This window comes from Scytonema sp. HK-05, assembly GCF_963872035.1.
Lineage (GTDB): Bacteria > Cyanobacteriota > Cyanobacteriia > Cyanobacteriales > Nostocaceae > Kalymmatonema.
Map to the genome: position 1 here is coordinate 1 of NZ_CAWMYC010000048.1, position 11,055 is coordinate 11,055.

Genomic DNA, 11,055 nt, shown 5'->3' on the forward strand with positions numbered 1-11,055 from the left:
CGAATAGCTTGAGTCAACCGCTTGTTCCTGGTGGTCAGGTGACGCTGATTGTGATCATTGGTGTTGCGTTGGTTTTGATCGGGAAACAAGTGGTGTCAATGCGGGGTTAACGGAAGCAAGTTGCAATAACTTGAGCTTTACGTAGTTCCATAACAAGACGTTGAGCTTGATGTTTATAGAGTGGTGAATGCAATGTTGCTGGTAAATTTTTCATCAAGTTTCTAGCTGTGTTGAGACTGCATCCTGCAATTCGGGCAAGAACATTAGCCCCCTCAAACTTTGCCTCCTCTGTCAAGGCTCTTGCAACCTGTACCTGCCAGCTTTTAGGTGTGATGCTACTTCCTCCTTGCTCAATGCGCTGTAGACCATCACTTGTTGCCAACACTACCATGCGATCGCCCACAGTTAAACGGGTATCTTCAGAGGGCATGAGCTTAGGCATTTCTGTTTCTTTTTGGTAGAGAATTGGAATAACTCCGTAGCCATAGGCAACTTCCGATAACAGTAATCCATTAAGCGTATCACCAGCTTCAATTTGGTATTCTGTTACCAAAATAGTTTTGTGATAGATGCGGAACAGGTTAATAATATTTTCCCCAAATGCTGCTCCGGCAAAGGCTTCAGCAGCTACGGCATAGACACACACTACTTGAGCATTCGGTAAGAGTTCAGCCAAACTATCGCTTAAGGCTTGCCGTATGGTGCGGATAACCAAATTGCTTTTTGGATTGGCATCATCAGCCATCAGGCTAATTTCCAAATTCAGCATTTCATCATCACTCACTACAACAACGCTTTTTGCTGTCTTAAGATTTGCCTTGGAAAGACACCCTTTTGGGGAACCAGTAATAAGTGGCATCTCCGGCAAAATCGCCATGTCAAAATCTGTATTTAAGTTGATGCCAACAAACGGCTGCTTGAATTGTTGTAAAATCTCTGCAATTCCTTGACCAATCTCACCAAGCCCTACCAAGACTACATGGTCTTTTTGAGGAATGGGTGGACGCCGCTTACTTAACTGAAATTTAGCAGCTAAGAGTCTTTCTGTCAGGAAACTATAGAGTATTCCTACTAAAATTGTACCGACAATTGTCATTCCCAAGCTAATAAACCGCAACCAAAGAGGAACAGGAACTGTAAGATTAAAACCACCAAACAAATCACCAAATCCCCCCAAAAGCAGCATCGCTGAGGTCAAAAAAGCATCTATTAAGCTAATTTTGGGATAGTTCAGCTGATACAAAACTGTTCCCAATGGCAATAAAAACCCTACAATAATTCCACAGATAATTCCCACTCGCTTGAACTGATTATCATCAGATTTCCGCCAATATTCAGTAACTTGCTGGTTAATAGTTACCCAATTGAGGCGTTTAAGGCTTGTTAATAAGCGCCAAGGGTTATACCTGGTGTTTCTTATCAATTTATTAGAATCAGCGGTAGTTGGTTTTGTTACCTCAATATAAACAATCGTGTCTCCTGGCATAAGGCGTGCATCTGGTTCCCATTCATAGAAGGATTGGAATGTACCAGCAGCGCCAGATGTGTGATAGAGAATCCGACGGTTGTGAGTATTGAATTCGTATAACAAACGGTTGTTGCACCAATGGTCAGTTGCTGATAAAGTGCGTTTTACAACTTGCAGCCACTGTTTTTCTAAGTTAAACAATCCTATTGTCTCTGTACCAAGAGCAGCAAGAGCAAAAGCTGGATCAGCCAGATGAGTGGGTTCAAAGGCAACAAAATTCCCTAAATGTTCATTCAATAATTCATTGAGATTTTTTTTGGATGAACGGATAACCAAGCGAGTTTTAGGATTAAGTTTCCGCACTGCTAAAGCTGTTTCTGCATTGACTTGCTCATTACTAGTGACTATAATGGCTGCTCGGCACTGCTGGATTTTAGCTTGCTCTAGAACATTAAGCTGACGACAGTCACCAATGAGTAAGTTATCCAATAAATCTGGAATGTGACCACTTTCCCAGTCTTCAGGCAGCTTTTTGTCAATAGCAATTACGCTGACCTCAAATTCCTTGAGGGCGACAACACAATGTTGACCTAAACTACCCAGCCCACAAACTAAAAACTGATCTAAAAGCACCTCGGGCTTTGCCACTTGATGCATCTCTACCACTAGTTGTCAGTACATCTTTGAATTTATTGTAATTGTAAAGATTGTGATCGCAGAAAGGTAATTGAGGCATTTAGTTGCATTCATCTGAGATAATTTCAGATACTCAACCTAGTTTGGTTTGCTTTCTTACGCTTGATTGGGTTCATCCAAACTTCCAGAAAAGAGAAAAATTGAGATGCAGCCAAGGTGAGAACTAGGTAAACCAAGGCAACTGCGGTGTAAATCTCGAAAGCACGATAAGTATTAGCGACAATTAATTGACCGCGTCGGAATAATTCCTCAAAGCCGATGACTGCTACGAGGCTGGTGTCTTTGAGCAGGGAAATAAATTCATTTCCTAGTGGTGGAATCATGCGACGCAACGCTTGGGGAAAGATGATGTAGCGCATGATCTGGACTCCACTCATACCCAAAGAGTTTGCTGCTTCTGCTTGTCCTGGTTCAATCGATTGAATTCCAGCGCGAACAATTTCGCCTATGTATGCAGCACAGTTGAGGCTCAAAGCAACAACCGCAGCAACTAAACGGTCGAAGCGCAGGGGTATGCCTAAGCTTTGCGCCAATGCTGGTAAGCCGAAGTAAATCATAAAAATCTGCACAAGCAGAGGTGTACCGCGAAAGAAATCGATATAAGCGCGAGTTGCCCATCCCAGAGGCACAATTGGCGAAAGTCGGGCAATTCCTATCAAGGAGCCGCCAATCATTCCAAAAATCACGGACAGTGCAGTAATCTCAAGTGTGACTACAGCGCCAAGAAGTAAATCTGGCAGGGCGTTGAGAATGATAGTTAGACTTTGAATCATTATGGAGTGGTGGGGAGGTGGGGTGATGAGGAAGAGACTTCTAATGCGTGAATGCGGCGGCGTGAATTGATTATCCCCAGTCCTCATGAGGAACCTGGCACACTTTCTGGCAGTTTTAGAGGTTCTGCACCAAACCACTTTTTGTAAATTTGAGCGTAGGTACCATCTGAAATTATCTTTGTCAAAGCTGTGTTGATGGCGTTGAGGTTGGGAGAGTTTTTCGGCAGGGCAAAGCCATAATATTCTTCGGTAACTAGTTCGCCAACTACCTTTATACCTTTGATGTTACCAGTCTTGATAGCTTCTTGAATCGCGGGAGCATCATGAATGGCTGCATCCACATTGCCATTTGCTAGTTCTTGGAAAGTTAAAGGGGCTGAGTCGAATTCCCGCACTTCGGCACCTGAAATGCTTCTGGCTTTTTTAGCTCCGGTTGTACCAATTTGGGCGGCAATTTTTTTGCCTTTTAAACTATCTAAGTTGGTAATAGTTGCGTTGTCTTGGCGGACTGCGATCGCCAACCCTGCTTTAAAATAAGGTCGGGAAAAGGATACTGTCTGGGCGCGTTCCGGTGTTATCGTCATAGCAGCGACGGCTGCATCTACAGTATTTGCCTGTAGTGCAGGAATCATGCCATCAAAAGGCATAGTCTGGAATTCAATTGTCATTCCAGCTACTTTTGCGACTGCTTTGATCACGTCAATGTCAAAACCCACAATTTCATTTCCCGTTCCTTTAAATACAAAGGGCGGAAAGGTTCCGTCTGTGGCAACCTTGATGGTTTTACCTGCTGTAGCTGTTTGTTGAGAATTTCCGTTCTTAGAGGAACTGCTAGTATTGCTGGTTGAGTCACAAGCTGACAAAATGATAGCTGCACCAAAACCTGCTAAAAAATGTTTAATGAAATGCGATCGCCTAATTTTTTGCTCGAACATTGTTTTTTTCCGGATAAATAATTGCTAACACAGATGAGATTTTCAAAGAATCATCTTTTCAGGTACTACAGAAGCGAGTAATAAGTTTCTATCAACTGTAGAAAAAATTATTTCTTGTATTTTATGCTATCGATGACATGAAAAACTAAATCTATTAAATACGTACTAGCTTAACTTTTGTTTTTTCTCATTCCCGGCTGTTCAGCTATAATTAACTATAGTGTAATAAACATGGGAAATGGACAATTCCACCCCTGCGATTCTCTTTGAAAACATTGAAAAGAGCTATGGTTCCCTAAAAGTGCTTAAGGGAATCACGGGCGAAATCAAACGAGGAGAAGTCGTAGCAGTCATTGGTGCCTCTGGTTGTGGCAAAAGTACTCTGCTGCGCTGCTTCAACCGCTTGGAAAATATAGATTGTGGGCGTTTAGTAGTCAACGGTATTGACCTATCGCAACCTAGTTTCACCAACAGGCAACTGCGAGAACTACGAACACAAGTAGGCATGGTTTTCCAACAGTTTAACCTGTTTCCTCATTTGAGCGTACTAGAAAACCTCACACTTGCTCCGCGTAAAGTGCTGGGGAAATCCGCGAAAGAAAGTACACAACTGGCGGGATTTTATCTCGAAAAAGTTGGACTTTTTGACAAAGCATCTGCCTATCCAGAACAACTCTCGGGTGGACAAAAGCAACGGGCAGCTATTGCCCGCAGTTTGTGTATGAACCCCCAAGTCATGCTTTTTGATGAACCAACCAGCGCCCTAGATCCGGAACTTGTTGGTGAAGTGTTACAAGTCATGCAGCAACTAGCAGCAGAAGGTATGACAATGGTAGTTGTGACTCATGAAATGCAATTTGCCCGTGAAGTGGCACATCGAGTGATATTTTTGGACCAAGGTGTTGTGGTAGAACAAGGTCCTGCTGCCAAAGTTATCTCTAATCCAGAGAGCGATCGCCTACGTACTTTTCTCAGTCGTCTCAATGGTAGAGAGTTGGGAATTAAAGGTTAAGAGGTCATTTATAAAGTAAATATTAAGTAGGATGTGTTACGGCTATGTAAACATTTGGAAGTTTGAGAGAGTGAGAGCTTGCCGTAACGCATCGTATTTGGTGGTTCGTTAAAGCAACGCGTAACTCACTCTAACATTTAAGGTTTACTTTATAAATCGGTTCTAAGAAGAAAGAATTATGAACTGTGAATGTTAAAACAATTCTAATTATTAATTTATTTTTGTATTAACCTAATCGTCATTTCACTTACATATCTGAATTTGATAAACCTCTTGTGGAATGGGTTAGACAACCCGTCGACTTAGTGCAAATTAAATGCACATTAGCTTAATACAAATGTATGGAATGTAGGAAAAGTGTAATTCGTAATTGGTGATTGAGTTGGTAATCACCAATTTACGAATTAGGAATTGTCTTAGGTGCGGCTCCCAGTTCCGCATCTGTAATGGTCAATTACCGCTACTACGGTTGCAAGAAATTCGGAGTTCCATTGTCACCGTTACGACCAACAGCAGGAATTTCCAGCAGTTCATCTGTAGCTTGTCCTTTGCCGTCGTTGGTAACCGATATAGTGTTACCTGGATGTCCATTGGTGACGAATAGTTGTGGGTGGTCAAAGGGGGCTTTGTCCAAGCGGACTCGCTCATCGGTGAGTGCTGTTAGGAAAGCTGCTAAGTCATCTCTTTGAGCGTCGGTTAACCCAAGCGGGACAAGAGCACCGCCAGGGAAGTCTCCGCCACGATTGTAGAATTCTACCACTTGCTTTAGAGTTAACTGTCCACCATTGTGGAAATAGGGAGCGGTGAGTTCTACATTGCGGAGTCCGGGTGCCTTAAAGCCTCCATCCGCAACTACGGTTGAGCCAGTTGGAACACTTAAGGTTTCGCCAAGCAGGGCTAGGGATTTACCTTGCTGAGTCACTCGCGTCTCAGAAAGCGGGTTACCAGATGGGTCGTTCCCACCAACACCAGGATCTTCTGAAACTGGTCTGACGCCAACATTGAAGAAGCCATTGTCAAAGGCGAATGTTGCAACGTTCGGTATGGTAATGGACCCGATTCGTTGTTTACTTACGTTGCTAACCGAAGCACTGGTAAATTCTGCTCCATTATGGCATCCAATGCACCCAGCTTTACCATTGAATAAATCTTTACCCCGCTGTTGCTGCTCAGTTAAGACATTACGGTCAAACGGTGTATCGTCGGATATGAGTGTGGACTCGTACGTTTGAACCGCCAGCCCAAAGAACAGTGGGAAGTTGTACTCCATCAACGTGTACTCGTTGGTAGCCAAAGATTTATCTGGCTTTTTGACAATATTCCGTTGACCCTTGTCATCAATTTGGATCATGCGGTTAGACTTCCACCACTCTGGCTTGAAGGCATCCTCAATCAACTTCTCGTAGGTCGCTGTCTTCAGACCGGGTTGAGGCGATCTACTCTCAGCAGCTAAAACGCTGTCTTCCGGATGCACAACTTGCTTGCCTAACGGACGAAGAGGAAGTAACTTCTTACCTAGTTTTCTTGGAAGCTTTTTGCCTTTGGCTGCGCTGTTAGATTTTTTGTCAACGTCTCCGAACTTATCGCCAATTTCCTCAAAGGTGCGACCATCAGCGGACATCTCAAAAGAACTGAGCGGTGGACCTACCGCTTGCGAAGCTAAAGACGAATTTTTGAGGCTGACTTTAACTAATTCTAGCTTACTTGGATTGTCTGCCTTCCCAACAAAGGCATTGGGGTCTCTCAAGCCGAAGGGAGTCTGACCGTTGAAGATGTTCTGCGCCCTTCCATCCCAAAAGTTGCGGAAGTTGAACACTGCATTAATGACCGTTGGCGTGTTGCGCGGCTCGACTCGGCGCACATTTGTGTCTGCCACGCGAAAGCCGTCTTGATCGGGCTTGGTTTCTACTTTGTCCTCCGCCTGACCAGGAACGACATCCTTGAACTGAACATTGAAAATTCCTTGGGAGGAGGTGACATCGTTACTATCAGATAGAACTTGGCTATCCTGCTTTGTTGGATCTGAGAGTTTGTGGAATGGATAATCTTCTTTGCTAAGTTGGTAGTTTGGTGCCAACCCTACTTGGAAAGTTGTATCCTTTGGATTAGCCAAAAGACCAGGGCTTATTTGATTTTTGGATCTGTTATCAGCTCCAGCATGGAAGTGACAGCTGGCACAGGATAGCAAGCCGTCGCTGCCGACTTGCATATCCCAGAAAAAAGCCTTTCCTAACTTAATTGCGGCTGTTTTATCCTTAATGAAGTCTGTGAGGTTATCAGGTTCTGGAACCTTTACACCCTTAAGTGAAGCTAAAGGCGGCGGTCCCGTCTGGGCTGATACAGTATGCCCACCGAGAATTGCTATAGAAATTGCTACAGCAATTGCTATCCCCTTTGAGTTTCTTGATACCAGTCGCCTAAGGCTTAAAGAGTTATTTTTTTTACCTAAAAAGCTAAGTAGTAGGTAAATTAATGTGGGTACTAGAATTAGACCCAGTAATGTGATCATAAGCACAATGTTGATTCTGCTTTTGTAAAGCTATCACTCTTAAAACTTTTAGCTGTTAAAAAGGTGTGAAGTCTAAATATTTTTTGGACAAAGCCTATAACATTTGTTAGATAAAATTTATACTTCTTAGTAAAGAACACGAAACAACAGAAACTGAAACAAAATTGACTTAATTCTCGCCTCACTCTTATCTCTACTAATGTGTCAATTTTCATTTCAGGGATCATAAAATTCTCCGCGTCCCTGTGTCTCTGTGTCTGGGCGTCAGTCTAAACCCATCAACTCTAGATTGACAGACTACTACATCCCCCATTGGGGTGAATGTATTGGGTGAGGCGATGCTCGCATCAGGCAAGACTCAATAATGGACTTTTAGACCGACACCAAGGTCTTTGGCAGCGCATATCTAGACCAGATGAGAATGAAGCAGTCTACGCCTATCTTATCGGTTATGCAGACCAACCCCAAGGCTACATCATCTTCAGCCAGCATCAAAACCAAGATGGCTCTTCTATACGGCTGAGGGATTGGACAGTTCTCACAACCGCTGCTGCACAAACTTTGTGGAGCTTTCTTGCCAATCATCGCTCCCAAATCAAATATGTGCGATGGAGAGGATCTGCTAACGACTCCCTAACTTTACTCCTGCCAGAACAAACTGCCAAGCAAAAATCTGCCAAGCGTTGGATGCTACGCGTGATTAATGTGAGTACAGCTTTGGAAAAGCGTGGTTATTCACCAGGAATTCAAGCCGAACTGCACTTGGAAATTCAAGATGATCTGCTTGCTGAAAACAATGGGAGATTCATTCTGTCTGTTGCCAATGGACGTGGTGAAGTCACAAGCGGCGGAAAGGGCGAGATGAAGCTAGACATTAAAGGATTGGCACCTCTGTACACGGGCTTATTTACCCCACAGCAGTTGCAGCTTGCAGGACAACTGGATGCTACAGAAACAGCCATGTCAGCCGCAACTCAAATATTTGCTGGCGCATCTCCTTGGATGGCTGATTTCTTTTAACAGTTATCAGTTATCAGTTATCAGTTTTTTGGTCACTGGTCACTGTTCACTGTTCACTGATTTAAGGTTGTGTTCTTTTTAAGGTCATCCGTTAACCTAAGCATGGGACTCACCCCCAACCTTAGGTTAACGGAGTGTCAATAATAACCGCAGAACATCTCGAAAAATCAACGCTGGTGGTGAGCGTGGTGTGAGATCATAGAGACAGTCAACGACAGTCAACGAAGTCTGAACAGAATGGAACAACATCCGAACTCAACGGTCGTGATCACGGGCGCATCCTCAGGGGTCGGTTTGTACGCCGCGAAAGCACTTTCCCAAAGGGGATGGCATGTGGTGATGGCTTGTCGGGATTTAGCGAAGGCTGAAAAAGCTGCCCAAACGGTGGGAATGTCCCAGGACAGCTACACGCTCATGCATATCGACTTAGCTTCTTTAGAAAGTGTTCGACAGTTTGTCAAGGACTTCAGATCAAGCGGAAAGTCCCTAGACGCTTTGGTGTGCAACGCCGCAATTTATATGCCTTTACTAAAAGAGCCGTTGCGATCGCCTGAAGGATATGAGTTGAGCGTTGCCACAAATCACCTCGGTCATTTCCTTTTGTGTAACCTTATGCTTGAAGACCTGAAGCACTCATCCTCTTCCGATCCGAGGCTGGTGATTTTGGGAACCGTGACGCACAATCCAGACGAGCTTGGCGGCAAGATTCCGCCGCGTCCGGACTTAGGAAATCTGGATGGCTTTGCAGCAGGATTTAAAGAGCCAATCTCGATGATTGATGGCAAGAAGTTTGAACCAGTTAAGGCTTACAAGGACAGCAAAGTCTGCAATGTGCTGACCATGCGAGAGCTGCATCGACGCTATCACGAATCCACCGGGATTACCTTCACCTCTCTCTATCCGGGGTGTGTTGCAGAAACGCCACTATTCCGCAACCATTATCCCCTGTTTCAGAAACTCTTCCCAAAATTCCAAAAGTACATCACCGGGGGGTACGTGTCTCAGGAGTTGGCTGGCGAGCGAGTCGCAGTGGTGGTAGCCGATCCCGAGTACAAACAATCTGGTGCTTATTGGAGCTGGGGGAATCGACAGAAGAAAAATGGTAAGTCCTTTGTTCAAAAGGTCTCTCCTCAAGCCCGCGATGATGAAAAAGGCGATCGCATGTGGGAACTAAGCGCCAAGCTGGTTGGACTTGCGTAACGAGCTACGACTGGGCGTTACCAATCGGTGGAGCGATCGCTTTATCGATCAATCCATCGATTGCTGATATGAGCTTATGACAAACTGTGCGATCGCATCCGCAACAACGACCGCCAACGCAATTTAATCTTGTATCGCCAAATTTTGAGCATGGCTAGGCGACTGTAAAGGCAAGTCGGAGTTTGACCGGAGTCCGTACGGTGCATTTTTCGAGTTTTTCGAGGTAAGTTTTTTAACAAACTTGTAACAGGTTTATATAGCGATCGCACTTCATGTGGATTGTAGCTTCACTGCATTGAGTTTTGCTTATAGTATAGCCGTGGTCAAACAGCTTAGGACATTGGCAAATTTAACAGAGCGGCTGGTTACAGCTATCCGTAGCGGTCTTTGTCCTAACCAACATGGCAGCCGCTATATTTTGGTTAAAATAGTCAATAAAGTCAATAAAAATGATTAAGCCTAAAAAAATGTATCGCGGACACGCAATAGAAAAAGTTGGTCACGGTAAAAGGGCGGTATTTCAAACAACTATTAACGAAAAAGAATGGTCTAGCGTGACTGAATTAGAGGTAAAAACAGCAATTGATGTTTGGATTGATGAAGGAATAGAGCCGTAGTTATCGTGCAGATATCGAAAAGCAGCGCTGGCGAAGATATGAGTTGTGGGGTTGGGTAAAAACGAGCGAAAAATCTGCACTCCGACGTAAGATGCCCTATGAAAGATTGCGATTTTTGTATACCAGTACTTTCGGGGCGATTTTTCCGTCAACGTCGTGGACTTCTTACCAGTTAACTGGTAATGAGGCACCGCAGTTTTTCAGTACGCGCGATGAAACGGGTAGTTGAGGGCAGTGTGGGAGCGTACTTGCGACTTGTCAACTATGGTTCTGTTGCAAAGTGGGCAATCGCTCGTACTATTAGTTTATAGAGTCACCTTGTTACTAAAACTTTAGTTCGATATTAAGGAATTAAGAAATGTCTAGTGAAACTGAGATAGTTGCTTACATTCAAGAAAGCGAATTTGATGCTCTTTTAAGTGAACAAAAAGTTGTTATTGTTGACTTTACTGCTACTTGGTGTGGTCCTTGTCGCCTGATTAGTCCATTAATGGATAAGCTCGCCCAGGAATACAAAGGTCGCGCCAAGGTTGTTAAAGTAGACGTGGATAACAACAAGCCGATGTTCAAAAAATTCGGGCTTCGCAGCATTCCAGCGGTTTTAATTTTCTTTGATGGTTCCTTAGCAGAAACAATTGTAGGAGTTTCTTCTTACGAGCAGTTTAGCAGCGCTGTTGATAAACATATGAAGCTTGTTAAAGAGTAGTGGTAAGTAACCAAACAAAATTTCAAAGGTGAAAGCAGGAGGTTGACATACGAGTGAGTTAATGGTCACTAACCCCAGCTATCGCGGCGTGGGGCTTGAAAGCGGAAGATTCACCACCT

General features: G+C 44.0%; 7 protein-coding genes and 2 pseudogenes. 5 read left to right on the forward strand and 4 right to left on the reverse strand.

Annotated features, from left to right (window positions below; genetic code table 11):
- Window positions 1–106: 106 nt before the first annotated feature.
- The gene (locus tag AACT52_RS08295) at window positions 107–2,125 is read right to left on the reverse strand and encodes a potassium channel family protein (RefSeq protein WP_073636489.1); all 2,019 of its coding nucleotides are present in this window, start codon (window positions 2,123–2,125) and stop codon (window positions 107–109) included.
- A 104-nt stretch (window positions 2,126–2,229) separates the two neighbouring features.
- A pseudogene (locus AACT52_RS08300) lies at window positions 2,230–3,872 on the reverse strand (ABC transporter permease subunit).
- Between the two features lie 238 nt (window positions 3,873–4,110).
- On the opposite strand from AACT52_RS08300, the gene AACT52_RS08305 reads away from it, so the two are divergent.
- Window positions 4,111–4,884: an amino acid ABC transporter ATP-binding protein gene (locus AACT52_RS08305; RefSeq protein ID WP_073636492.1), complete on the forward strand. Its 774-nt coding sequence runs from the start codon at window positions 4,111–4,113 to the stop codon at window positions 4,882–4,884.
- A 463-nt stretch (window positions 4,885–5,347) separates the two neighbouring features.
- On the opposite strand, the gene AACT52_RS08310 is transcribed toward AACT52_RS08305, so the two are convergent.
- The gene (locus AACT52_RS08310; RefSeq protein ID WP_083630824.1) at window positions 5,348–7,393 is read right to left on the reverse strand and encodes a cytochrome-c peroxidase; all 2,046 of its coding nucleotides are present in this window, start codon (window positions 7,391–7,393) and stop codon (window positions 5,348–5,350) included.
- 348 nt (window positions 7,394–7,741) lie between these two features.
- Between AACT52_RS08310 and AACT52_RS08315 the strand changes: the two are divergent.
- A pseudogene (locus tag AACT52_RS08315) lies at window positions 7,742–8,413 on the forward strand (GNAT family N-acetyltransferase); the annotation flags it as partial.
- Between the two features lie 237 nt (window positions 8,414–8,650).
- Window positions 8,651–9,613 carry a protochlorophyllide reductase gene (locus tag AACT52_RS08320; RefSeq protein WP_073636493.1) on the forward strand — a complete coding sequence of 321 codons (963 nt, stop codon included), beginning with the start codon at window positions 8,651–8,653 and terminating at the stop codon, window positions 9,611–9,613.
- A 74-nt stretch (window positions 9,614–9,687) separates the two neighbouring features.
- On the opposite strand, the gene AACT52_RS08325 is transcribed toward AACT52_RS08320, so the two are convergent.
- Window positions 9,688–9,819, reverse strand: a complete 132-nt coding sequence (locus tag AACT52_RS08325) for a hypothetical protein (RefSeq protein ID WP_272937158.1) — start codon at window positions 9,817–9,819, stop codon at window positions 9,688–9,690.
- 243 nt (window positions 9,820–10,062) lie between these two features.
- Between AACT52_RS08325 and AACT52_RS08330 the strand changes: the two genes are divergently transcribed.
- Together AACT52_RS08330 and trxA are read left to right on the forward strand one after the other, a co-directional pair.
- Window positions 10,063–10,230 (forward strand): hypothetical protein, encoded by a 168-nt coding sequence (locus AACT52_RS08330; RefSeq protein WP_198941125.1) that lies wholly within the window; start codon window positions 10,063–10,065, stop codon window positions 10,228–10,230.
- A gap of 358 nt (window positions 10,231–10,588) precedes the next feature.
- Complete coding sequence (gene trxA / locus AACT52_RS08335; protein WP_073636495.1) at window positions 10,589–10,936, forward strand: thioredoxin; 348 nt, start codon at window positions 10,589–10,591, stop codon at window positions 10,934–10,936.
- Window positions 10,937–11,055: the final 119 nt, after the last annotated feature.

Bases quoted from the DNA above. Each gene is read 5' to 3' on its own strand.
- AACT52_RS08295 (WP_073636489.1), bottom strand. From the start codon at position 2,125: ATGCATCAAGTGGCAAAGCCCGAGGTGCTTTTAGATCAGTTTTTAGTT.
- AACT52_RS08310 (WP_083630824.1), bottom strand. From the start codon at position 7,393: ATGATCACATTACTGGGTCTAATTCTAGTACCCACATTAATTTACCTA.
- AACT52_RS08330 (WP_198941125.1), top strand. From the start codon at position 10,063: ATGATTAAGCCTAAAAAAATGTATCGCGGACACGCAATAGAAAAAGTT.
- AACT52_RS08320 (WP_073636493.1), top strand. From the start codon at position 8,651: ATGGAACAACATCCGAACTCAACGGTCGTGATCACGGGCGCATCCTCA.
- AACT52_RS08305 (WP_073636492.1), top strand. From the start codon at position 4,111: ATGGACAATTCCACCCCTGCGATTCTCTTTGAAAACATTGAAAAGAGC.
- trxA (WP_073636495.1), top strand. From the start codon at position 10,589: ATGTCTAGTGAAACTGAGATAGTTGCTTACATTCAAGAAAGCGAATTT.
- AACT52_RS08325 (WP_272937158.1), bottom strand. From the start codon at position 9,819: ATGCACCGTACGGACTCCGGTCAAACTCCGACTTGCCTTTACAGTCGC.